The sequence below is a fragment of the Micromonospora sp. CA-269861 genome (assembly GCF_050948505.1).
In the GTDB taxonomy this organism is placed as follows: domain Bacteria; phylum Actinomycetota; class Actinomycetes; order Mycobacteriales; family Micromonosporaceae; genus Micromonospora.
Map to the genome: position 1 here is coordinate 6,666,826 of NZ_CP192014.1, position 21,956 is coordinate 6,688,781.

The following is a 21,956-nucleotide window of genomic DNA, read 5'->3' on the forward strand; positions in this document are numbered from 1 at the left end:
CGTTACCTCCGTGTACGTCGGGATGCCCCACCGCTGTGGCCGGGCGGAGGCCCGGCCTGCGGGGTGACTTGATCCGCGTGACCAACGGCGCAACCAGGGCTCTTGATCGCACCCGCTGTGCGATCAAGAGTCCCGTGAACGAGACGACTCTCTGAACAGGTGGTCAGAGCGCAACGGAGGAGAGGAAGTAATCCGACTCAGCCTCTTTTGACGGGCCAGCTCACCGGGCCGGACGGACCGTGCCGGACACCTCGCCGAGGGCGATGGTGGTGCCGTCCGGGCCGGGGGCGGTGGCCGTGATGGTCACCGTGTCGCCGTCTTCCAGGAAGGTACGGCTCTCGTGGCCCACCTTGACCGGCTCGGCCCCTCCCCAGCTCAGCTCCAGGAAGGACCCGACCTGCCCCCGGTCCGGGCCGGAGACGGTGCCGGAGGCGTACAGGTCGCCGGTACGCAGCGAAGCGCCGTTGACGGTGAGGTGCGCCAACTGCTGCGCGGGAGTCCAGTACATGGTGGCGAACGGGGGTTCGCTGACCCGCTCGCCGTTCCACTCCACCGCCAGGCGGAGGTCCAGGCCCAGGTGCGGCACGTCGCGCAGGTAGTCGACGACCGGCGGGTCCTGGTCGGGGGCCGGGACGAAGGCGTCGCCGAGCGCGTCCAGCGGCGTCACCCAGGCCGAGACCGAGGTGGCGAACGACTTGCCGAGGAACGGACCCAACGGCTGGTACTCCCAGGCCTGGATGTCCCGGGCCGACCAGTCGTTGACGAGCACCACCCCGAAGACGTGGTCGGCGAAGTCGTCCACGGCGACCCGATCGCCCAACGCGCTCGGTACGCCCACCACGAAGCCGACCTCGGCCTCGATGTCGAGGCGTACCGATGGGCCGGTGACCGGGCCCTCGGCGGTGGCCCGCTGCCCGGTCGGCCGGGTCACCGGCGTGCCGGAGACGACAACAGTGCCGGCCCGGCCGTGGTAGCCGATCGGCAGGTGTTTCCAGTTGGGCAGCAGCGGCGGCTGGCCAGGGCGGAAGATCTGCCCGACGTTCGCCGCGTGGTGAACGGATGAGTAGAAGTCGACGTAGTCGGCCACCTCGACGGGGAGCAGCAGCTCCACGTCGTCGAGGGGCACCAGCAACGGCTCCACCGCCGCCCGGTGCGACGGGTCGGTCAGCAGCTCGGTGAGCCGCTGGCGTACCGCCGTCCACTGCGGACGCCCCAGGGCCATGAAGTCGTTGAGCACGGGTCGGCACAGCGTGCCGGCGGCCAGCACCAGCTCGGCGGCCTCCGCCGCGGCGAGGTCGAAGACCCAGGACCCGATCCGTACGCCGATCCGGGACGGACCCCCGTTCTGCCGGAACACCCCGTACGGCAGGTTCGTCACCCCGTACGGCGAACCGTCGGCGCCGGTCACCCAGGTCATGCGTCGTAGCCCCCGTTCACCAGCCCAAGCCGGATCAGATCGGTAAGTGGTTCCAGGATGCTGCACGAGCCGAAGCCCACCCACAGGGGGCGGGGCGAGTCCAGCCGTGCCGTGGTGCGCTCCACCACGGGGCGCGGATCGACAACCGTCAGCAGCTCGGCGACCGAGCGCACACCGTCACCGTCGGCGGCGGCCAGGGTCGCGGCCAGCACGTTGGCGTAGCCGTGGTGGGTGAACCCGGTCTCCGGGTCCAGGTGTCGGATCGCCTGGTGCAGCCCGGCGGTGAGCTTGAACGGCAGGTCCCGGTCCCGGCAGGCGCAGATCACCGCGGCCAGCTCGGTCGGCGTGGGGAAGAGTTCGGCGGCCAGGCCGCCGGTGCGGAACTTGGCCGCGATCGGCACCCCGTCGGCCCGCGCGGCGACGAGCGCGTCCAACGCGCCCATCAGCCCGAAGGTCAGCGGCAGTTCGGCGTAGACGGCCTGCACGCCCGGTAGCGCGTCGGTCAGCCGCAGCAACTCGGCGATGCCGGGCAGCGGGTCCTCACCGCGTTTGGCGACCGCCACCTCGACCTGACGCGCGGTGACGCCGTCCGGGGCGAGGAACGACAGCGCGAACGGCAGGTTCCCGATCCCGGTGTCACCGATCACGCCGACCACGAGGCCCTCGCCCGGGTCGACGAGACCGCTCAGCTCACCGGCCACCACGTCCGAGGCGGGGATCAGCAGCGGGCCGACCAGGTCGGCGTACCAGGCGGCGCGGTGCTGGCGGTGGGCGGCCAGGGCGTCGTGCAGCGCGGCGTTGCCCGGAGGGAAGACGGCTGCGTCGTCCACCAGGCCGTGGAGGAGTGCGGGCACCTGCGTTGACACGGAACAAGAATGTACGGGACGCTACGAGGAACGGACAACAGCGTCCGATTATCGGACGCCTTCGGCCGGTGAACGGGACATATCGGGAGGCGAGATGCCGTACTACCGCAGCGTCGGCGAGGTGCCGCGCAAGCGCCACACCCAGTTCCGGCAGCCCGACGGCAGCCTCTACGCCGAGGAGCTGATGGGCCAGGAGGGTTTCTCCTCCGACTCGTCCCTGCTCTACCACCGCCACGCGCCCACCGCGATCCTGGCCGCCGACGAGTTCACCCCGCCCGCGTTCACCCGCGCGCCGAACCTGCCGCTCAAGCCCCGCCACCTGCGCACCCACAAGCTCGACACCGGCGGCTCCGACCCCATCCTCGGCCGGCAGTACCTGCTCGCCAACGACGACGTACGGATCGGGTACGTCCTCGCCGACCGGCCCTCACCGCTGTTCCGCGACGCCACCGGCGACCACTGCCTCTACGTCGAGTCGGGCACCCTGCGGGTCGAGTCCCCGTTCGGGGTGCTGGACGCGGTCGCCGGCGACTACGTCGTCATCCCCACCTCGACCATCCACCGGCTGGTGCCCACCGGCGACCAGCCCGTCCGACTGCTCGCCGTCGAGGCGTCCGGGCACATCGGCCCGCCCAAGCGCTACCTCTCCGTACGCGGCCAGTTCCTGGAGCACTCGCCGTACTGCGAGCGGGACGTGCGCGGCCCCGACGCCCCGCTGCTCGTTGACGGCGAGGAGGTCGAGGTGCTGGTCCGGCACAAGCGCGGCTGGACCCGCTACGTCTACGCCCAGCACCCGTTCGACGTGGTCGGCTGGGACGGGCACCTCTACCCGTGGGCGTTCTCCATCCACGACTTCGAGCCGATCACCGGCCGCATCCACCAGCCCCCACCGGTGCACCAGACCTTCCAGGGGCCCAACTTCGTCATCTGCTCGTTCGTGCCCCGCAAGGTCGACTACCACCCGCAGTCGATCCCGGTGCCGTACAACCACCACAACGTCGACTCCGACGAGATGCTCTTCTACACCGGGGGCAACTACGAGGCACGGCGCGGCTCCGGCATCGAGCAGGGCTCGATCTCGCTGCACCCGTCCGGTTTCACCCACGGCCCCCAGCCGGGTGCCGCCGAGCGTTCCATCGGCGCGGACTACTTCGACGAACTGGCCGTCATGGTCGACACCTTCCGCCCGCTGGATCTCTGCGACGCCGCCCAGACCTGCGAGGACGACGGCTACGCCTGGACGTGGGCGCGTCGCGGCTAACGGATGGCGGTCCTGGTGAAGACGGCGAACTCGGCTACCGCCGTGACGGCGATGGCCAGCACCAGGGGCCACGGGGAGCCGACCATGGCGTACACCAGCAGCAGCAGCGGCGCGGCGGCCACGGCGTAGATCGCCAGGGCCATCGCGCGGTCCGCCTGCAGCAGGGCGGGCAGAACGGTCCGGGTCAGCCCCGGCAGCCGGGCCGCGAGCTGCCAGACGACGATCCCGCCGGTGAGCGCGGCGAGCACCGCCAGGATGCGGGAGAACCCGTCACTCGCCGACGCCGCGAACGCGACAAGCACCGCCGCCACCAGCGACCAGCCCGCGCCGTAGAGCACCAGGCGGTGCAACCCGTACGCGAGGGTCCGTGGCGAGTCGATCCGGCTCGGGCTGATCGTCACCGCCTCGGCGACGTGTTCCAACGCCTCCGACCAGCGGCGCTGCTCCAGCCGCATGACACCCACGTCGTGGCCGGCCTCGGCGATCCGCGGGTCGAGCCGCAGCGCCTCCCGGTAGGCCCGCTCGGCCAGGTCGAACAGGTCCAGGCGGGCGGCGACAAGGCTGAGCACCAGGTGCGCCTGCGGCTCCTGTGGGGCCAACTCGACACCGCGCCAGGCCGCATTCAGCGCCGGCTGACCGTTGCGGGCGCCGGCCAGGATCGCCGCCGCGCTCCGCTGGGCGTACGCGTCGGTCGGGCCGAGGCCGAGGATCCGGTCGGCGGTGGCCGCCGACTCGGTGTAGCGCTCCAGGTCGGCCAGGGCCATGCCCCTGGCCACCAGCGGCGGCAGGGCCTCCGGTGCGGCGGCCACTGCCGTGTCGGCGGCGGTGAGCGCCTCGGCCGGGCGGTCGGCGGCCAGGTGCACCCGGGCCAGCATGGTCAGCGCGTCGACGTCATTCGGCTGGAGGGCCAGCCCGTAGGCCAACTCCCCGGCCGCCTCGTCGTAGCGGCCGAGTTCGGCGAGGAGTTGGGCCCGCTGGACGTAGCCGTCGGCGGCGGACTGGTCGGGGGTGGGGTCGCTGGACATCGCGGCGAGCTTAGGCGGCCGGCGCGTCGTACACCAGGGCCACCGCGACCCCGGCCAACCCTTCCTCGCGGCCGGCGAAGCCGAGCCCGTCGGTGGTCGCCGCCGAGACGGTGACCGGGGCGCCCACCGCGGCGGAGAGGACCTCCTGCGCCTCCGCGCGGCGCCGGCCGATCTTGGGGCGGTTGCCGATGACCTGCACCGACACGTTGCCGATCTCCAGGCCGGCGGCCCGCACCCGGCGGGCCGTCTCGGTCAGCAGCGCCACCCCGGACGCGCCGTCCCACTCCGGCTGGCCCACCCCGAAGGCGGAACCGAGATCACCGAGACCGGCGGCGGAGAGCAGCGCGTTGCAGGCGGCGTGCGCGGCCACGTCGGCGTCCGAGTGCCCGGCGAGGCCGTCCTGGTCCGGCCAGAGCAGCCCAGCCACCCAGCAGGGCCGGCCCGGCTCGAACGCGTGCACGTCGGTGCCGATGGCCACCCGGGGAACGATCATGATCAGAGGGTACGCGTCAACCGGCCGAGGCAAGCAGATGCTCCGCCAGAGCCAGGTCGAACGGTCGGGTGATTTTCAGCGCGTACTCCGAGCCGGGCACACAGCTCACCGCGACACCCTGCTTCTCGACCAGCCCGGCGTCGTCGGTGAGGGAGTCACCGGCGGCGGCGTGGGCGGCGCTGAGCACGGCCCGACGGAAACCCTGCGGGGTCTGCACCGCGCGCAGGGCGGACCTGTCGACGGTGCCGAGCACCACCTCGTCGGCGCCGACTTCCTTGATCGTGTCGACGACCGGCAGGACCGGAATCACCGCGTCCCGCCCGCCGCGGACCGCCGCGGCGACGGATTCGACCAGCTCGGGCGGGGTGAGCGCGCGGGCGGCGTCGTGCACCAGGACGATCGTCGGGCCGACGGGCACCGCAGCCAGCGCGGCGGCCACCGACGCCTGTCGTTCGGCACCACCGGGCACCACGATCACCGGTGCGACCGGAGCCAGCAGCTCGCGGACGGCCTGCACCTCGGCGGCTGGCGCGGCCACCACGATGGTGTGCACCGAGGGCGCGGCGGCCAGTCGACGCACGGCGTGCACCAACAGCGGCTCACCGGCGAGCAGGCGCAGCGCCTTGGGTCGGCCGGGGCCGAGCCGTACGCCGGCACCCGCCGCAGGCACGAGGACCGCGACGTCACCGCGCGGATTGAGCTGCGCGGTCACGTCGCGGTCCTCGGTGGTTTCTTCACTACGAAGTGGGTACGACGATGCTGTGCGGACTAGGCCTCGGTGAGGACCTTGTCGAGCAGCGTCTCCGCCTCATCCTTGGTGCTCTTCTCGGCCAGCGCGACCTCGCCGACGAGAATGTCGCGGGCCTTGGCGAGCATCCGCTTCTCGCCCGCAGAGAGGCCCCGCTCCCGCTCCCGGCGCCACAGGTCACGCACGACCTCGGCGACCTTCAGCGGGTTGCCGGAAGCCAGCTTTTCCAGATTGGCCTTGTAACGCCGCGACCAGTTGGTCGGCTCCTCGGTGTGCGGAGCCCGCAGAACGTCGAAGACCTTACCGAGGCCCTCTTCGCCGACCACCTCGCGGACGCCCACGATCTCGGCGTTCTCGGCCGGCACCCGGACCGTCAGGTCACCCTGCGCGACCCTCAGGACGAGGTATTGCTTAGGCTCGCCCTTGATGACCCGAGTCTCGATTGCCTCGATGAGTGCGGCCCCGTGGTGGGGGTAAACAACGGTCTCGCCGACACTGAAAACCATAGGTTCGAAACCCCTTTCGCTGTGTCTAGGGTAACACGCTCAGGCACCGATGTCTCACCGATGTCCTGACCGTTGGCGCAGCTCAGGGGCCCTGTGAGAGGTCTTGCTTCAGCTTGACAGGCGGTCAAACCGATGGTTCGAACACGCTCCGTAACGCGCAAATGACTGCCCGGTACGGGTGAACAGAACGTCGAGATCAAGGGCTATGCGCTCCTCCCATGGTAGCCCGGCCAGCAGGACCGCGCCCAGATGTAGCGGGAGGAGCCCCTGGTGCGCGACCCTGGAGTCCGAGCCGCACTCCGCTCTCGAGACGCTTCCAGGAGGTCCGATGGGCAAGCCGGACGCAGAGGGTCACGGGCCAGCCGACGGCCTGCCCGGGCTACCGCCGGAATGGGGCCGCGTGGTGGTCCCCGACGACGCCTCCGCGCTGGCCGCCGAGGCCGCGCAGGTCCGCCGTGAGCTGCACCGGGCCAGCGGCCTCCCGGGCCACCGGGCTCTGGGCCTGCCGCTGCTGGTCCTGCTGGTGGCGGTCCTCACCACGCTGGCCGGCCTGCTGGTGGTCACCTGGCCCCGCGCCAACCGGGGCACCGACCGTCCGACCCCTGCCCCCTACGCGCCGCCCGCGACCCTCACCGGTCAGGCGCTGCCCGCACTGGACCTGGTGGACGCGGACGACGCGCCAGTGCCACTGCGCGGCCTGCTACCCGCCATGATCATTTTGCTGGACGGCTGCCCCTGCCCGGACCGGGTCACCGACGCCCTGGCGACCGCGCCCGCCGGCGTCTCCGTGGTCACCGTCACCGGAGGGAGGTCGGCCCCGGCCGGGCCCACCGCCCAGCGACAGGCTCGCGCCCTGGCCGACCCCGCCGGAGGGCTGCGCGCGTTCCTGAATCAACCGGCTCGCCCCGGCGCCGCGACCGCCCTGCTTGTCGACCGCACCGGCACAGTGACCCGGGTGCTGCCCGACCTGGGCACCGTCGAGTCCTACCGGAACGACCTGAGCGCCCTGGCCGCCTGACCCGGCGCGGCTACCGGGGCAGCGCCACGAGCTGCGCCTGGACGTCGATGGGCCGGTCGACGGCGGACAGCGACACCCGGAAGGGCCCGCTACCGGGCAGCACCTCGGCACTGGCGATCGTGCCGTCGCAGTCGATGCGCGACTGACCGACGAGCTCGGCCCCGGTGCTCGTCACCGCCATCGTGCCGGGGCGGGTGCACCGGTACTGGAGCAGGTAGCGGGCACCGTCGTTGCCGGCCTGCCGGGTCAGCCCCTGGCCAGGAGCGAGCTCCCGCCGCTCCCGCCAGATCGTCTCCTGGAACGCGGGCAGGTCGCCCGTGTGAAAGAGCACCCCGGGATCGCCCTCGATGTCGGTGATCGAGCCCGTCGCCGGGTCGATCACCGCCCGCGAGTCGCTGCGCACCCGGATCACCTCGCCGGTGTTGGGGTCCATCCGCACCGTCACCCGCCTGTCGGGCTCCTCAGGCACCGACACGAGGACACGCTCCAGCGGGGTGCTGACGCTCGGCTCGACAGATGGCACCGCCGTCGGAGAGACAGCCGACCCGACCGTCGACGCGGGCGCGGCAGAGTGCCACCACCAGCCACCGACGACCAGGACTGCCACCGCAGCACCGAACAGGACCACCGAACGCAGCCGGTCGTCCGAGGTCGCATCCACGCGTATGAGCCTACCGGGCGGAGGTTCAGTCCTGTCGATCGAGCAGGGCGGCGTACAGGGTGAGGCCGGGGCCGAAGGCAAGCATGACGATGCGCCGAGCCGCCGGTGTCGTCCGGCCCAACCGGTCCAGGATCAGCAGGACTGTCGGCGACGAGCAGTTGCCGTGCTCGTCCAGGGTCGCCCGGGACGCCGCCAGCCCCAGCGGAGGCAACGCCAGCTCCCGCTCGACCACGTTGAGGATCCGCGGCCCGCCCGGGTGCACCGCCCAACCGTCCACCTCGGAGCTGGCGACGCCGTGCCGGGCCAACAGATCGTCGACAAGCCCCCGGACGTGCTTCGACAGCACCTGCGGCACCTTCGGCGACAACCCCATCCGGAACCCGGCGTCGGTGACGTCCCAGGTCATGTGGTCGGCGGTCGAGGTGTCGGTGACGGCGGTGACCTCGCGCACCGCGTACCCCGGGCCGCCCGGCACGACCACGGCGGCGACCGCGGCGTCCGAGAAGAGCGCGTGGGAGACGATCTGCTGGGTGTCCACCCGGGCGCTGGACGGCTGGATGTGCAGGCTGGTCAGCTCCGCGCAGAGCAGTAGCGCCGGTCGCCCCCGGGCGGTGACGAAGTCACTCGCCGCGCCCAGCCCCGGCAGCGCCGCGTAACAGCCCATGTGGCCGATGAACATCCGCTGGGTGTCCGCGGCCATGCCCAGGTCGCGGGCGAGCAGGATGTCCAGCCCGGGAGTGGCGTACCCCGTGCAGGAGCAGACGATGAACAGCCCGATGTCACCGGCGCCCAGCCCGGCCGCGGTCAACGCGCGGCCCACCGCCTCCTTGCCCAGCGGCAGCGCCTCCACCTGGTAGCGGCGCATCCGGCGCTCGGTGGGCCAGTCCGAGACGTCCTCCAGCAGAGGGTTGACCGCGGCCTGCCGCCGGGTCACCCCCGAGTTGGCGAAGATTCGCTGGGCCAACGACCGGGTGGTGCCGGAGAAGTGCCGGGAGAAGAAGCCCTCCCACAACTCGTCCTGCGAAGCGGACGGCGGCTGCGCTGTCCCGAGCCCCGCGATCACTGGTACGGACACGATCCCCACCTCTCGTCAGATGCTGTCCTCCCCCTGGCCGTCCCACCAGCCACCTCGGCTGGTCGTCCTTCCGTGTGAGCCCGGTGGCGCGGGCTCACCAACGTGGTGCCGATCCGTCACGATCCGGGTCGCCGCCCAGCGCGGCGATGCCGAGCCAGTCGGCGCAGACATCCGACGTGGCCGGATGCAGTGAGCCGCAGCGGGCGTCGCGGTAGAGCCGCTCCAGCGGATGACCACGGCGGGTCGCCGAGGTGCCCGCCGCCTCCAGCACCGACGCCGCCACCTCGGCGGCAGTGGTGCCGGCAAGCAGCTTCGCCCGCCACACCCAACGGTTGGTCTCCTCGTCACCGGGTGCCTCGTCCACCCGGCGGGCCGCCTCCGCCACCACCAGCTGCGCGGCGGCCGTCGCCGCGTCCGCCCGCCCCAGCCGGGCCCGCACCGCCGGCAGACCGGCCAGGTTACGGGCGTTGAGGTGCTCGGCCGCCGCGTCGATCGCCGCCCGGGCGACCCCCACGTAGACGGCCGCGTAGCTGGCCACCAGCCAGTGCGGCATCAGTTGGGCGACCACCAGCGCCAGCCCCTCCACCCCACCGAGCAGCCGGTCGGCGGGCACGCTGACGTCCAGGTGCAGGTCGTGGGAGGAGGTGGCGCGCATGCCGAGCGAATCCCAGGTCGGCTCCACCGTCAGCCCATCGCCGGCCGGCACCAGGAACTGTGAGACCACCGACTGGTCGGCCGCGCTGCGGGCCGCCACCAGATAGCCGTCCGCGTGCCCGGCGCCGGAGCAGAAGGTCTTGCTGCCCTTGAGGTGCCAGCCCCCGTCGGTCGGCTCGTACGCCGTGGTGAGCTGGGACAGCCGCGCGCCCGCGCCCCGTTCGCTCATCGCGACCGCGTACCAGGAGCCCTGCGCCGCCGCGCTGAGCAGACGGTCGCGGGCGGCCAGCGCCTCGTCCGGTACGCCCAGCGCCTCGGCCAACTCCTCGGTGACCGCACCCAGCGCGCCGGTCACCGAGGCGTGCATGTTGAACACCAGGGCGGTCGCACCGTTGCCCCGGGCAAGCTCAGTGGCCACCGCGGCGTACTCGGCGAAGGTCGCTCCCAGGCCGCCGAGCGCCCGGGGCACCATCAGCCCGAACAGACCGGCCTCGCGCAGGTCGGCGAAGTCGTCCACGGGGAAGGAACCGTCCCGGTCGTGCTCGGCCGCCCGCGCGGCGAACCGTGGTGCCAACCGGCGTGCTGCCTCGAGCGCGTGCACCGTCATCTCGATCCTCCTCGGCGTTCCATACCCCGCCACGGCCTGACTATCCTTTGCGGACCCCCCGGCCCTGGTAGAGCACGGCGGTCGACCGGGTCGGCACGATGCGCGGGGCGCGACCGGCGGGCACCACACCGGCGGTTCGGCTCGCGCGGGCACGGCGCAGCAGCCACGCGAGCATGCCGCCGACCTGCGGACGGATGCCGCGCAGCCGCAGGTCGACGCCGTGTCGGGCACACTCGGCGACCAGCGCCCGCGCGTCCACGAACAACCGAGGATCGTGGATGCCGCGTGGCACCGTCGGCAGCCGCTCGGCGATCCGGACCGCGACGAGCCGGGCCAGCGCCGTGTCGTTGAGGGTGTCCAGCACCAGCACGCCACCGGGGCGCAGCAGCCGACACGCCTCGGCCACCGCGCGCGGCCAGGCCGGCACGTGCTCCAACAGCTCGCCCGCGGAGACCACGTCGGCGCAGCCGTCGGGCAGCGGGACCGCAGTGGCGTCACCCTGGACCACGCGCACCCCGTGCTCCGCCGCCTGGACAAGCGCCGAGCGCGTCAGATCCACACCGACGTGGCGGTAGCCCTTGCCGGCCAGATGCGGCGCGAGCAGGCCGGCACCGCACCCCAGATCGACGAGCAACGCGCCCGGGCGGGTGGCCGGAGGCACCAGCGCCGCACGTGCCTCGGCCAGCCAGTGCAGCATCGCGAACGCGCCGTCCGGCCGCCACCACTCACCGGCCAGATCGTCGTACTGACGCGGATCGTTTCGCGGCAGCACCCTCGGACCGGTGGACGCCCCGGCCGCAGCCACGTCTCGCATGGAACCGAGCGTGGCACGACTGCTCGGTAACGACCAGACTTCCCTTATGTCGTCGAGGGTGTTAGGGCTGGTCAGAGCGAGCCATCCGGAACCGGCCGCAGCGGTGACCACGGTGGCCGGTCTGCTGGCGTGGGGAGTGGGCCACCGGCCGGCCGGGATCGTCTCGGTGGTGCTCGCCGTGCTGGCCAGCCAGCTCGCCGTCGGCTGGACCAACGACGCGCTGGACGCCGAGCGGGACGCCACTGTGGGGCGTACCGACAAACCGGTCGCCAGTGGCGCGGTCGGTCGCCGCGCCACGGCCTGGGCCGCCGCGGCGGCCGCGGTGGCCTGCCCGCTGCTGGCGCTGACCACGAACCCGGTGGCGGCGTTCTGGCTGACGCTCGCCCTGGTCTCGGCCCTGCTCTACGACTGGCCGCTCAAGGCCACCGCGTTCTCGGTGCTGCCCTACGCCGTGTCGTTCGGCGCGCTGCCCGCCTTCGTGGTGCTGGCACTGCCCGGTCAGCCGGCCCCGCCCGTCTGGCTGGTGGTGGCGGCGGCGTGCCTGGGCGCCGGCGCGCACTTCGCCAACGTGCTGCCCGACCTGGCCGACGACGCCCGCACCGGCGTGCGCGGCCTGCCCCACCGGCTGGGCGCCGCCGGCAGCCGGGTGGCCGCGGCGGGTCTCCTCCTCGCGGCGACCGCGACCCTGGTCCTCGGACCACCCGGGCCGCCGTCGGTGATCGGCTGGGCGGCGGTCGGCACGGCCGCCGTGGTGCCGCCGCTGAGCTGGTACGCCGGGCGCTCGGCGATCCGGGCCGGCCGGCGCCCGGTGGCGGCCTTCCGGGCGGTGATGCTGGTGGCCCTCATCGACGTGGTTCTGCTGGTGGCGAGCGGTCGGGTGGTGTGAGCGCCACCCGGGCAGGTGGCATTGCCGGGTCCGCGTGCGGGCCTCGATCAGCCCCAACTACCCTGGAGCGCGGTCTGCGCGGGTATGGCCACCGTGCCCGGCGTACGGCCCGGGTGGGGATTGTGACGAGGAGGACCGACGTGACGCGCTCGATCAGGGGATCCCGGCGGGCGGCCCTGTTGCTGTCCGGGATTGCGGCGACCAGCCTGCTGCTGTCCGGATGCGGCGCCGGTCAGATCGCCGAGACCGCGTTGAAGGAGCCCTCGGTCCAGGGCGTCAACCTCACGACCAGCAACGGTTCCTTCTCCGTGCGGGGCCTGCTCGTGGACTTCCCGGGCACCGAGGGTTACAAGGCCGGGCAGGACGCCGGGCTCGGCGCCGTGATCTACAACGACTCCAAGGAGACGGTGACCGTCACCGTCACCACCGAGAGCGCCCGTGAGGTGGTGATCAGCGGCGGCTCGGCGAGCCCGTCGCCGTCCGCCGCGGAGTCCGCCTCCATGAGCCCGTCGCCGTCCGGTTCGGCCAGCCCGTCGAACTCGACGTCCGGTTCGCCGAGCCCGTCCGTGACGCCCTCCGAGACCGGGTCGTCCTCGGCCACCCCGTCCGCCCCGGAGTCGGCGCGGGCGTCCGGTTCGGCAAGCCCCTCCGCCCCGGGCCAGCCGGCCCGGATCGAGCTGGCGCCGTTGAGCTACATCCAGTTCAACTCCGAGGCCACCACGCAGCTCCGGCTGATCGGCCTGACCGAGGCACTGCGCTCCGGCCAGAACGTCGTCGTGACCTTCGACTTCGGCAACGGCAACACGGTCACCGGGCAGGCCCCGGTCGCGGTGCCGCTCACCCCGGCGGCCCCTCCGTCGCCGATCATCGAGCGCGAGGGCGGCTACGAGGGCGACGAGGGCGGCACGACCCACGAGTGACCCGACCCCGAACATCGACAAACGCCCCGGCGTGGTGACCACCACGCCGGGGTGTTTTCGTCGTACGCGAGGGCTAGCGTCCTGATGTGACCACCTCCCGATCGACCCCTCCGCGTGGCGGCACGGCCGGTGCCGCCCGTGGTCGGTCCGCCGCCCGCGAGCCGCGTCCGGCCTACCAGTGCGACGCCTGTGGGCACCAGCCGCCCAAGTGGGTGGGGCGCTGCCCCGAGTGCGGCGAGTGGGGGGCGGTGGTCGAGAGCACTGTGACCGGCCCGACCGTCTCCGGTCGGGTGGTCAGTTCCCGGATGCCGTCCGAGCCGGCCCGGCCGATCGCCACCATCAGCGCCGCTCCGGCACGTGCCCGTCCCACCGGGGTGAGCGAGCTCGACCGGGTGCTCGGCGGCGGCCTGGTCCCCGGTGCCGTGGTGTTGCTCGCCGGCGAGCCCGGCGTGGGCAAGTCGACCCTCCTGCTCGATGTGGCGCAGCAGTGGGCGGTCAACGCCGGCAGCCCCTCGCTGGTGGTCAGCGGCGAAGAATCGGTGAGTCAGGTGCGCCTGCGCGCCGAGCGCATGGGCACCCTGCACGAGCAGCTCTACCTCGCCGCGGAGAGCGACCTGGCCTCGGTGCTCGGTCACCTCGACGCGGTCAAGCCGGGCCTGTTGGTGCTCGACTCGGTGCAGACCATCTCCACCACCGGCACCGAGGGGGTGCCCGGTGGGGTGACCCAGGTCCGCGCGGTCACCGCCGCGCTGGTCTCGGTCGCCAAGGAGCGGGGCATCGCGACGGTGCTGGTCGGGCACGTCACCAAGGACGGCCAGGTGGCCGGGCCCCGGGTGCTGGAGCACCTGGTCGACGTGGTGCTGCACTTCGAGGGCGACAAGCACTCGTCGCTGCGCCTGGTGCGCGGCGTGAAGAACAGGTTCGGCGCGGCCGACGAGGTCGGCTGTTTCGAGATGCACGAGGGCGGCATCAGCAGCCTGGCCGACCCGTCCGGGCTCTTCCTGACCCGCTACGCGGAGCCGGTCCCGGGCACCTGCGTGACAGTGGCCATGGAGGGGCGGCGAGCCCTGGTCACCGAGGTGCAGGCTCTGATCGGCGCGACAGTGGCCGGCTCTCCCCGACGCACCGTCTCCGGCCTCGACTCGGCGCGACTGGCGATGGTGCTCGCGGTGCTGCAACGGCGCACCGAGCGGCTCACCCTGCACGACCGGGAGGTCTTCGCCGCCACCGTGGGCGGGATCCGGGTGGTGGAGCCGGCCGCCGACCTGGCGGTGGCTCTGGCGGTCGCCTCCGGTGGGCTCAACCTGGCGATCGCGCCGCACCTGGTGGCGATCGGTGAGGTGGGGCTGACCGGTGAGGTGCGCCGGGTCGGGGCGGTGCCGCGCCGGCTGGCCGAGGCGGCCCGACTGGGGTTCAAGGTGGCCCTGGTGCCGCCCGGCTGCGGCCCGACCAGCACCGGCGCCGGCCCCGAGCAGATGCGGGTGACCGAGGTCACCGACGTCCGTTCGGCGCTGCACCATGCGGCCCGTGCGTCCGCCGAGTGACCCACCGTGCCGACGAGGGCGGCGAAACCGGACAGCACGTCGCAAGCGGGAAACGTGGAAGAGGGCGGCATCGTGACACATCACAGTAACCACGACAGCACCCACCGCACGGCAGTCCGTAGACTGTGCCCGTGCCGATCGACCGCGATACCACCAAGCCAGCCGGAGCGCCGCCCCAGGCCCGCACCGGCGCCGTGGGCTCGCCCGCCCGCCCGATCAGCGTGAGCGTGACTGCGGGAGCCGCCGGGAGCGCCGGAGATCCGCTGCGGGCCAACCTTGCCCTGATGGCCCCGGGCACCGCCCTGCGCGACGGTCTGGAGCGCATCCTGCGGGGTCGCACGGGCGCGCTCATCGTGCTCGGCTACGACAAGGTGGTCGAGGGCCTGTGCACCGGCGGCTTCCCGCTGGACGTGGAGTTCTCCGCGACCCGGGTGCGCGAGCTGTGCAAGATGGACGGCGCCGTCGTGCTCTCCAGCGACGGCACCAGGATCGTCCGGGCGGCAGTGCACCTGATGCCCGACCCGTCCATCCCGACGGAGGAGTCCGGCACCCGGCACCGGACCGCCGAGCGGGTGGCCCGGCAGACCGGCTACCCGGTCATCTCGGTCAGCCAGTCCATGCGGATCATCAGCCTCTACGTCAACGGCCAACGGCACGTCCTCGACGACTCGGCGGCGATCCTCTCCCGGGCCAACCAGGCGCTCGCCACCCTGGAGCGCTACAAGCTCCGGCTGGACGAGGTCTCCGGCACGCTCTCCGCCCTGGAGATCGAGGACCTGGTCACCGTACGGGACGCGGTGGCAGTGGTGCAGCGACTGGAGATGGTCCGCCGGATCGCGGACGAGATCGCCGGTTACGTGGTGGAGCTGGGCACCGACGGTCGTCTGCTCGCCCTGCAACTCGACGAGCTGATGGCAGGCGTGGACGCCGACCGCACCCTGGTCATCCGGGACTACCTTCCCGTCGGCCGCAAGTCGCGCACCCTCGACGAGGCCCTCGTCGAGCTGGACCTGCTCGGTGCCACCGAGCTGATCGACCTGGTGTCGGTGGCCAAGGCGATCGGCTACCCGGCCGCGTCCGACGCGCTCGACGCCGCGGTCAGCCCGCGTGGCTTCCGACTGCTGGCCAAGGTGCCCCGGCTACCGGTGGCGGTGGTCGACCGCCTGGTGCTGCACTTCGGCAGCCTCCAGCGGCTGCTCGGGGCGACAGTGGAGGACCTGCAGGCCGTCGAAGGGGTCGGTGACGCCCGGGCCCGCGGCGTCCGGGAGGGGCTGTCCCGGCTCGCCGAGGCATCCATCCTGGAACGCTACGTCTGACCCGGCTCAGCCGGTGACGGTGAGCTTCACCGGGTCGCTGAGCTTCGTGCCGACCCGAGCGAACACCTGGTACGACCCGGCCGGCGGGAACGGCCCGGCGGCCAGCGCGCCGTCGCAGCGGCTGGTGTCCCGCCCGTTCCACGGCACCTGGTACGACCGCACGAAGTCCGGCGTGAAGGACTGCACGTCCGAGCCCTGGACCTTGCCGCAGGTGTCCGACGACCAGACCTTCTCGGCACCGGACTTGATGAAGATCTCCTGAAGGTCGGCGCCGACATTGCGACTGCAGGTCCGGTCCGACGTGTTCTTGATCTTCAGTTGCAGCTCGACCACCGCGCCCCGCTGCACCGAGGTCGGGCTCGCCGACGAGACCACGCTGATCTCCTCGTTGGTGCAGGTGCCGTCGTCCTCCGAACCGGCTGCCGCACCCAGCGGCGGTGTGTTGCTGGTGATCGCCGGGCTCGGGTTCGTCGTACCCGGATCAGCGGACGCGGACGGTCCCCCGGTCTGCGGTGTCAGCACCGGCCCGGCGGGACCCGACGTCGCGGCGGACGTCGCCGACGGGGAACCTCCCGCCTTCGGCTCCTGACCGCCGGAACGACCCGAGCCGGTGCAGGAGTAGAGCAGGACAATCAGGAACAGAAACCCCGCTCCGAGTACGACGGCGCGACGCCGCCAGTACACGGCGGGTGGCAGGGGGCCGACCGTCAGACGCATGATGCCCTCCACCGTAGCCGCGCCGTACCCGGCAGTGCGGCGCGACGCGCCGGAGCCACTCCGGGGCGCTCCCCACACCGTCCACTGGGGACAGCCGAGCACCCGGTCACAGGTAGACCTTGCGCTGATAGACCGCGTGGGCACCGGCCACCCGATCCAGGAAGAGTAGCCCTGCACAGTGGTCGATCTCGTGCTGCAACGCCCGAGCCTCGAAGCCGTCGGTCACCAGCCGGACCTGCTCGCCGCTGCCCGGCAGGTCACCCTCCACCACCAGCCGGCTGGCCCGCTTCACGTCCCCGGTCAGGTCCGGCACCGACATGCAACCCTCCCGGCCCGGCTTCCACCGCGTCGCCTCGACCACACGCGCATTGCACAGCACGAAGGTGCCGTGCACCGTCACCGCCTTCGGATGCCCTGTCACGTCGACGGCGAAGACCCGAGCGCCCACCCCGACCTGCGGCGCGGCCAGCCCGACGCAGCCCGGAGAGACCTTCATCGTGGCTATCAGGTCGGCCGCGAGTTGGACCGTCTCCTTTGCCGTGGGGTCGACCTCGTCCGCGGCCCGACTCAACACCGGGTGCGGGGCGGACACCACCACCAGCACCTCGCCCGGCACGTCCAACGACTCCGGTGTCCAGTCTCCCAGGCCGACGTCGGGCCCGCGCTCCTCGCCTGTCACAACAGATCCGGGTCCGCCGGCCGGAGGGTGACCTCCACGCCCAACTCGGCAGCCGTCCGGTGCAGCCGGTCGACAAGAGTGTCCGCCACACCGGCCGGCAACTCGACCTCCGCCAGGACCACGTAGAGCGCACCTGTCAAACGGGTGCTCAGGTCGGTGACATTCCCCCCGGCATCCACAAGCACCCGCGTCATCGCCGCGACGATCCCCATCCGGTCCGAACCGTGCACCGCCATCACGTACGGCTCACCCACCGGAGGCACGTCGCCGTCCGGGGTGACCGCGCGTACCGTCGCCAGCAGTTGGCCCTCGGCGGCCAGCGGCGCCAGTGCGGCCTCGACCTCGGCGGCGGCCGGACCGGTGCAGATGAGGGTCATCGCGAAATGCCCCCGCAGCCGCGTCATCGTGCTGTCGGTGAGGTTCGCGCCCAGCCGGGCCAGCACCTCCGCGACGTCGGCCACGATGCCCGGCCGGTCCCGACCGATGACGGTGATCGCGAGCTCGTTCATCCGCGCATTCTCCCCCGTCCGCCGAACAACGACGTGGCACCCCGCCCGAGCCGCCCACCCAACGGGAACGCGGGGCGTGACATCATCGACGACGCCATGACGCAATCCGACTTCGCCACCCTGGTCAGCCGTTGGTTCCAACAGCACGCCCGTGACCTCCCGTGGCGCGAGCCAGGAGTCACCCCGTGGGCCATCCTGGTCAGCGAGGTCATGCTCCAGCAGACACCAGTGGTCCGGGTGGTGCCAGCCTGGCAGGCATGGCTTGCCCGCTGGCCGGAGCCGGCCGCGCTGGCGGCGGACACCCCCGCCGAGGCGATCCGGATGTGGGGACGCCTCGGCTACCCCCGTCGGGCGGTCCGGCTACGCGAATGCGCCGTCGCGATCGTTGACCGGCACGGCGGCCAGGTGCCGGATCGCCTGGAGCAACTGCTGGCACTACCCGGCATCGGCACCTACACGGCGCGGGCGGTGGCCGCCTTCGCGTACGGGCAGCGGCACCCGGTGGTCGACACCAACGTACGGCGGGTCGTGTCCCGGGCGGTGGCCGGCGAACCCGACGCCGGGCCCGTCACCCGACCAGCCGACCTGGTCGCCACCGAAGAGCTGCTCCCAGCGGAACCGGCCGCAGCGGCGCTTGCCAGCGCCGCGTTCATGGAACTGGGCGCGGTGATCTGCACAGCCCGGTCACCACGCTGCCCCGCCTGCCCCGTCGAGTCGGTCTGCGCGTGGCGGGCGTCCGGCCAGGAGGCACCGGCCGGGCCGACCCGCCGACCCCAGCGGTACGCGGGCACCGACCGACAGGTACGCGGCCTGCTGCTCGGAGTGCTCCGGGACAGCACCGGCCCAGTTCCGCACCAGCGGCTGGACGAGGTCTGGACCGACGACGTGCAGCGCGCCCGCGCCCTCGCCGGCTTGGTGCAGGACGGACTTGTCGAACCCGCCGGCGCCGACTCCTTCCGTCTGGTCGGCGACGGCCCGTCCCTCCCAACCGCCGACCTCACCACCTGACCCGCCCCACCCTGCGCGCCCGCCCCACCCTGCGCGCCCTGCGCGCCGGGCCGCCCACACGCCTCACGCCCACACGCCCCACGGCCGCAGGCCCGCCCCACGCCCGCACGCCCCACAGGCCTCTGCCCCACGCGCCGTCCGCACGCCCGGGGTCCCATGCGCTGCCGCACGCCGCACGCCGCGCGGCACGCGGCGGCTCGCGCGCGGAGTTCGGCGGCCGACGTACCGCGCACCTCACCCAAGATCGTGCTCGATCCTGGTTGTAGTGGTGTGCGGCCGCGCCAGATGCCACTACATCCAGGATGTTGCGCGATCTTGCGGGTGGAAGCCCTCCCGGGAGCGAGGAAAGCGCGAGCTCACCACCCTGCCCCACCATCACGGCCCAACATCAGGGAAAGTGCTGCCTCCGGACGCGGCGAGGCAGCACTTTCCCTGATGTTGCGCGGATCTTGAAGGACGCGGCAGCGCAGGCGGGTGCGGCGGCGGCGAGCGGGGGCGGGCGCGGCGCCGGCGAGCGGGGGCGGCGGGTGTTGCCTGTGGGGGGAACGCAAAAGGCGGGGCCCCGGTAGCTTGCGCCACCGGGGCCCCGCCCCTTGCTTGTTGTGCTACTCGTCCACGCCTGCGGCGGCGGTGCCAGCGGCAGTGCCACCGAGGTCGGCGGGGACAGCGTCCGGAACTTCGACCGGCTTGTCCGAGCCCCGGAAGACGAGCTTGGAGTTGTCGATGTCGTCCGGGTCGCCCTCGCAGTCGACCACAACGATCTGGCCCGGGGTCAGCTCGTTGAACAGGATGCGCTCGGAGAGGTTGTCCTCGATGTCGCGCTGGATCGTGCGACGAAGCGGACGGGCACCGAGCACCGGGTCGAAGCCCTTCGCGGCCAGGTACTTCTTGGCGTTGTCGGTCAGCTCCAGACCCATGTCCTTGTTCCGCAGCTGGCCCTCGATCCGCTGGATCATGATGTCCACGATCGAGAGGATCTCGGTCTGGCGCAGCTGGTGGAAGACGATGGTGTCGTCGATCCGGTTGAGGAACTCAGGCCGGAAGTGCTGCTTGAGCTCGTCGTTGACCTTCTGCTTCATCCGGTCGTAGTTGGACTCGGAGTCCTCCGACTGCTGGAAGCCCAGCGACACCGCCTTGGCGACGTCTCGGGTGCCCAGGTTGGTGGTCAGGATGATGACCGTGTTCTTGAAGTCCACGATCCGACCCTGACCGTCGGTGAGCCGACCGTCTTCGAGGATCTGCAGGAGCGTGTTGAACACGTCCGGGTGGGCCTTCTCGATCTCGTCGAAGAGGACCACCGAGAACGGCCGACGCCGCACCTTCTCGGTCAGCTGCCCGCCCTCGTCGTAGCCGACGTAGCCGGGAGGGGCACCCACGAGCCGGGAGACCGTGTAACGGTCGTGGAACTCGGACATGTCCAGCTGGATGAGGGCGTCCTCGCTGCCGAAGAGGAACTCGGCGAGCGCCTTGGACAGCTCGGTCTTACCGACACCGGACGGGCCGGCGAAGATGAACGAGCCCGACGGGCGCTTCGGGTCCTTCAGGCCGGCCCGGGTACGCCGGATCGCCTTCGAGACCGCCTTGACCGCGTCCTCCTGGCCGATGACGCGCTTGTGCAGCTCGTCCTCCATGCGCAGCAGGCGTGAGGTCTCCTCCTCGGTCAGCTTGTAGACCGGGATGCCGGTCCAGTTGCCGAGCACCTCGGCGATCTGCTCGTCGTCAACCTCGCTGACGACGTCCAGGTCACCGGCCTTCCACTCCTTCTCCCGCTGAGCCTTCTGGCCGAGGAGCTGCTTCTCCTTGTCGCGCAGCTGCGCGGCGCGCTCGAAGTCCTGCGCGTCGATCGCGGACTCCTTGTCGCGACGCACCTGGGCGATGCGCTCGTCGAAGTCACGCAGGTCTGGCGGCGCGGTCATCCGACGGATCCGCATCCGGGCACCGGCCTCGTCGATCAGGTCGATCGCCTTGTCCGGGAGGAAGCGGTCGGAGATGTACCGGTCGGCCAGGGTTGCGGCAGCCACGAGAGCGGCATCCGTGATCGAGACGCGGTGGTGAGCCTCGTAGCGGTCACGCAGGCCCTTGAGGATCTCGATGGTGTGGGCCAGCGACGGCTCACCCACCTGGATCGGCTGGAAGCGGCGCTCGAGAGCGGCGTCCTTCTCCAGGTGCTTGCGGTATTCGTCGAGCGTGGTGGCACCGATGGTCTGCAGCTCACCACGGGCCAGCATCGGCTTGAGGATGCTCGCGGCGTCGATCGCGCCCTCGGCGGCACCCGCACCCACCAGGGTGTGGATCTCGTCGATGAACAGGATGATGTCGCCGCGGGTGCGGATCTCCTTGAGCACCTTCTTGAGGCGCTCCTCGAAGTCACCGCGGTAGCGGGAACCGGCGACGAGCGCACCGAGGTCGAGCGTGTAGAGCTGCTTGTCCTTGAGGGTCTCGGGCACCTCGCCCTTGATGATCTTCTGGGACAGGCCCTCCACGACGGCGGTCTTACCGACGCCGGGCTCACCGATCAGGACCGGGTTGTTCTTGGTACGGCGGGAGAGCACCTGCATGACCCGCTCGATTTCCTTCTCGCGCCCGATGACCGGGTCGAGCTTGCCCTCGCGGGCGGCCTGAGTCAGGTTGCGGCCGAACTGGTCCAGCACCAGGCTGGTCGACGGCGCGGCCTCACCCGGCGCGGCGCCCGCAGCAGCAGGCTCCTTGCCCTGGTAGCCGGAGAGCAGCTGGATCACCTGCTGGCGGACCCGGTTGAGGTCGGCGCCGAGCTTGACCAGCACCTGGGCAGCGACGCCCTCGCCCTCACGGATCAGCCCGAGCAGGATGTGCTCCGTGCCGATGTAGTTGTGGCCGAGCTGCAGCGCCTCGCGCAGCGACAGCTCCAGCACCTTCTTGGCCCGCGGCGTGAACGGGATGTGCCCGCTCGGCGCCTGCTGGCCCTGGCCGATGATCTCCTCGACCTGCTGACGGACGCCCTCAAGGGAGATGCCGAGGCTCTCCAGGGCCTTTGCCGCGACGCCTTCACCTTCGTGGATCAGGCCCAGCAGGATGTGTTCCGTACCGATGTAGTTGTGGTTGAGCATCCGGGCCTCTTCTTGGGCCAGGACGACAACCCGTCGCGCTCGGTCGGTGAACCGCTCGAACATGCCCTCGTGCTCCTCACGTGCCGTGCGCCTTGATGGTCAAGATCTTGGCGGGGCCGGTGCACGAACGTCCAGGACGGGCGTCC

The 21,956-nt window shown here is 72.0% G+C and carries 21 protein-coding genes; 7 read left to right on the forward strand and 14 right to left on the reverse strand.

Features of this window, described 5'->3' with window-relative positions:
- Window positions 1-220: 220 nt before the first annotated feature.
- Window positions 221-1,417, reverse strand: coding sequence for a fumarylacetoacetase (fahA, locus tag ACQP0U_RS30700; protein WP_433313882.1), 1,197 nt, complete (start codon window positions 1,415-1,417; stop codon window positions 221-223).
- Entirely contained in the window at window positions 1,414-2,283 is an 870-nt protein-coding gene (locus tag ACQP0U_RS30705; protein ID WP_433313885.1) for a hypothetical protein, read from the reverse strand. The genes fahA and ACQP0U_RS30705 overlap by 4 nt, the downstream gene beginning before the upstream one ends.
- 94 nt (window positions 2,284-2,377) lie before the next feature.
- Between ACQP0U_RS30705 and ACQP0U_RS30710 the strand changes: the two genes are divergently transcribed.
- Entirely contained in the window at window positions 2,378-3,544 is a 1,167-nt protein-coding gene (locus tag ACQP0U_RS30710; protein ID WP_433313888.1) for a homogentisate 1,2-dioxygenase, read from the forward strand.
- Here ACQP0U_RS30710 and ACQP0U_RS30715 read toward each other — a convergent pair.
- The 4 genes from ACQP0U_RS30715 to ACQP0U_RS30730 are packed head-to-tail and all read right to left on the reverse strand — an operon-like array spanning window position 3,541 to window position 6,316.
- On the reverse strand, window positions 3,541-4,569 hold the full coding sequence (locus tag ACQP0U_RS30715) for a tetratricopeptide repeat protein (protein ID WP_433313891.1): 1,029 nt from the start codon (window positions 4,567-4,569) through the stop codon (window positions 3,541-3,543). The two genes, ACQP0U_RS30710 and ACQP0U_RS30715, sit on opposite strands and share 4 nt — an antisense overlap.
- Before the next feature lie 10 nt (window positions 4,570-4,579).
- A complete protein-coding gene (gene ispF, locus ACQP0U_RS30720; RefSeq protein WP_357715111.1) occupies window positions 4,580-5,065 on the reverse strand; it encodes a 2-C-methyl-D-erythritol 2,4-cyclodiphosphate synthase in 486 nt (161 codons plus the stop codon).
- A gap of 13 nt (window positions 5,066-5,078) precedes the next feature.
- Window positions 5,079-5,774: a 2-C-methyl-D-erythritol 4-phosphate cytidylyltransferase gene (ispD, locus tag ACQP0U_RS30725; RefSeq protein WP_433313893.1), complete on the reverse strand. Its 696-nt coding sequence runs from the start codon at window positions 5,772-5,774 to the stop codon at window positions 5,079-5,081.
- A 56-nt stretch (window positions 5,775-5,830) separates the two neighbouring features.
- Window positions 5,831-6,316, reverse strand: coding sequence for a CarD family transcriptional regulator (locus tag ACQP0U_RS30730; RefSeq protein ID WP_007073334.1), 486 nt, complete (start codon window positions 6,314-6,316; stop codon window positions 5,831-5,833).
- A 328-nt stretch (window positions 6,317-6,644) separates the two neighbouring features.
- Between ACQP0U_RS30730 and ACQP0U_RS30735 the strand changes: the two genes are divergently transcribed.
- On the forward strand, window positions 6,645-7,334 hold the full coding sequence (locus ACQP0U_RS30735; RefSeq protein ID WP_433313896.1) for a hypothetical protein: 690 nt from the start codon (window positions 6,645-6,647) through the stop codon (window positions 7,332-7,334).
- A gap of 10 nt (window positions 7,335-7,344) precedes the next feature.
- Here ACQP0U_RS30735 and ACQP0U_RS30740 read toward each other — a convergent pair whose 3' ends face one another.
- From ACQP0U_RS30740 to ACQP0U_RS30755, 4 genes are all read right to left on the reverse strand, one after another.
- The gene (locus tag ACQP0U_RS30740; RefSeq protein WP_433313898.1) at window positions 7,345-7,995 is read right to left on the reverse strand and encodes a hypothetical protein; all 651 of its coding nucleotides are present in this window, start codon (window positions 7,993-7,995) and stop codon (window positions 7,345-7,347) included.
- A gap of 25 nt (window positions 7,996-8,020) precedes the next feature.
- Complete coding sequence (locus ACQP0U_RS30745; RefSeq protein ID WP_433313901.1) at window positions 8,021-9,070, reverse strand: type III polyketide synthase; 1,050 nt, start codon at window positions 9,068-9,070, stop codon at window positions 8,021-8,023.
- A 94-nt stretch (window positions 9,071-9,164) separates the two neighbouring features.
- Complete coding sequence (locus tag ACQP0U_RS30750) at window positions 9,165-10,331, reverse strand: acyl-CoA dehydrogenase family protein (protein WP_357755780.1); 1,167 nt, start codon at window positions 10,329-10,331, stop codon at window positions 9,165-9,167.
- Between the two features lie 40 nt (window positions 10,332-10,371).
- Window positions 10,372-11,145 carry a class I SAM-dependent methyltransferase gene (locus ACQP0U_RS30755; RefSeq protein ID WP_433313904.1) on the reverse strand — a complete coding sequence of 258 codons (774 nt, stop codon included), beginning with the start codon at window positions 11,143-11,145 and terminating at the stop codon, window positions 10,372-10,374.
- A gap of 46 nt (window positions 11,146-11,191) precedes the next feature.
- Here ACQP0U_RS30755 and ACQP0U_RS30760 point away from each other — a divergent pair, with 46 nt between their 5' ends.
- The 4 genes from ACQP0U_RS30760 (at window position 11,192) to disA (ending at window position 15,811) form a co-directional block, all read left to right on the forward strand.
- The gene (locus tag ACQP0U_RS30760; protein WP_433313907.1) at window positions 11,192-12,031 is read left to right on the forward strand and encodes a UbiA family prenyltransferase; all 840 of its coding nucleotides are present in this window, start codon (window positions 11,192-11,194) and stop codon (window positions 12,029-12,031) included.
- A 140-nt stretch (window positions 12,032-12,171) separates the two neighbouring features.
- On the forward strand, window positions 12,172-12,951 hold the full coding sequence (locus ACQP0U_RS30765; protein ID WP_433313910.1) for a hypothetical protein: 780 nt from the start codon (window positions 12,172-12,174) through the stop codon (window positions 12,949-12,951).
- Between the two features lie 86 nt (window positions 12,952-13,037).
- The gene (radA, locus tag ACQP0U_RS30770; RefSeq protein ID WP_433313913.1) at window positions 13,038-14,495 is read left to right on the forward strand and encodes a DNA repair protein RadA; all 1,458 of its coding nucleotides are present in this window, start codon (window positions 13,038-13,040) and stop codon (window positions 14,493-14,495) included.
- Window positions 14,496-14,626: 131 nt separating this feature from the next.
- Window positions 14,627-15,811, forward strand: a complete 1,185-nt coding sequence (disA, locus tag ACQP0U_RS30775; RefSeq protein ID WP_030327921.1) for a DNA integrity scanning diadenylate cyclase DisA — start codon at window positions 14,627-14,629, stop codon at window positions 15,809-15,811.
- A gap of 6 nt (window positions 15,812-15,817) precedes the next feature.
- Here the strand turns inward: disA and ACQP0U_RS30780 are convergent, their stop codons facing one another.
- The 3 genes from ACQP0U_RS30780 to ACQP0U_RS30790 all read right to left on the reverse strand — a co-directional run bounded on the left by ACQP0U_RS30780 (window position 15,818) and on the right by ACQP0U_RS30790 (window position 17,716).
- Window positions 15,818-16,528 (reverse strand): hypothetical protein, encoded by a 711-nt coding sequence (locus ACQP0U_RS30780; RefSeq protein ID WP_433313915.1) that lies wholly within the window; start codon window positions 16,526-16,528, stop codon window positions 15,818-15,820.
- A 106-nt stretch (window positions 16,529-16,634) separates the two neighbouring features.
- Window positions 16,635-17,207 (reverse strand): peptide deformylase, encoded by a 573-nt coding sequence (locus tag ACQP0U_RS30785; RefSeq protein ID WP_433313918.1) that lies wholly within the window; start codon window positions 17,205-17,207, stop codon window positions 16,635-16,637.
- Window positions 17,204-17,716 carry a glycine cleavage system protein R gene (locus tag ACQP0U_RS30790; protein WP_210817734.1) on the reverse strand — a complete coding sequence of 171 codons (513 nt, stop codon included), beginning with the start codon at window positions 17,714-17,716 and terminating at the stop codon, window positions 17,204-17,206. The genes ACQP0U_RS30785 and ACQP0U_RS30790 overlap by 4 nt, the downstream gene beginning before the upstream one ends.
- Window positions 17,717-17,812: 96 nt before the next feature.
- Here ACQP0U_RS30790 and ACQP0U_RS30795 point away from each other — a divergent pair, with 96 nt between their 5' ends.
- Entirely contained in the window at window positions 17,813-18,724 is a 912-nt protein-coding gene (locus tag ACQP0U_RS30795; RefSeq protein ID WP_433313921.1) for an A/G-specific adenine glycosylase, read from the forward strand.
- A 605-nt stretch (window positions 18,725-19,329) separates the two neighbouring features.
- Here ACQP0U_RS30795 and ACQP0U_RS30800 read toward each other — a convergent pair.
- The gene (locus tag ACQP0U_RS30800; RefSeq protein WP_196920089.1) at window positions 19,330-21,873 is read right to left on the reverse strand and encodes an ATP-dependent Clp protease ATP-binding subunit; all 2,544 of its coding nucleotides are present in this window, start codon (window positions 21,871-21,873) and stop codon (window positions 19,330-19,332) included.
- Window positions 21,874-21,956 lie beyond the last annotated feature (83 nt).

Coding starts and splice junctions, on each gene's coding strand:
- fahA (WP_433313882.1), bottom strand. CDS start 1,417: ATGACCTGGGTGACCGGCGCCGACGGTTCGCCGTACGGGGTGACGAAC.
- ACQP0U_RS30710 (WP_433313888.1), top strand. CDS start 2,378: ATGCCGTACTACCGCAGCGTCGGCGAGGTGCCGCGCAAGCGCCACACC.
- ACQP0U_RS30715 (WP_433313891.1), bottom strand. CDS start 4,569: ATGTCCAGCGACCCCACCCCCGACCAGTCCGCCGCCGACGGCTACGTC.
- ACQP0U_RS30730 (WP_007073334.1), bottom strand. CDS start 6,316: ATGGTTTTCAGTGTCGGCGAGACCGTTGTTTACCCCCACCACGGGGCC.
- ACQP0U_RS30735 (WP_433313896.1), top strand. CDS start 6,645: ATGGGCAAGCCGGACGCAGAGGGTCACGGGCCAGCCGACGGCCTGCCC.
- ACQP0U_RS30750 (WP_357755780.1), bottom strand. CDS start 10,331: ATGACGGTGCACGCGCTCGAGGCAGCACGCCGGTTGGCACCACGGTTC.
- ACQP0U_RS30755 (WP_433313904.1), bottom strand. CDS start 11,145: ATGCGAGACGTGGCTGCGGCCGGGGCGTCCACCGGTCCGAGGGTGCTG.
- ACQP0U_RS30760 (WP_433313907.1), top strand. CDS start 11,192: ATGTCGTCGAGGGTGTTAGGGCTGGTCAGAGCGAGCCATCCGGAACCG.
- ACQP0U_RS30780 (WP_433313915.1), bottom strand. CDS start 16,528: ATGCGTCTGACGGTCGGCCCCCTGCCACCCGCCGTGTACTGGCGGCGT.
- ACQP0U_RS30790 (WP_210817734.1), bottom strand. CDS start 17,716: ATGAACGAGCTCGCGATCACCGTCATCGGTCGGGACCGGCCGGGCATC.
- ACQP0U_RS30795 (WP_433313921.1), top strand. CDS start 17,813: ATGACGCAATCCGACTTCGCCACCCTGGTCAGCCGTTGGTTCCAACAG.
- ACQP0U_RS30800 (WP_196920089.1), bottom strand. CDS start 21,873: ATGTTCGAGCGGTTCACCGACCGAGCGCGACGGGTTGTCGTCCTGGCC.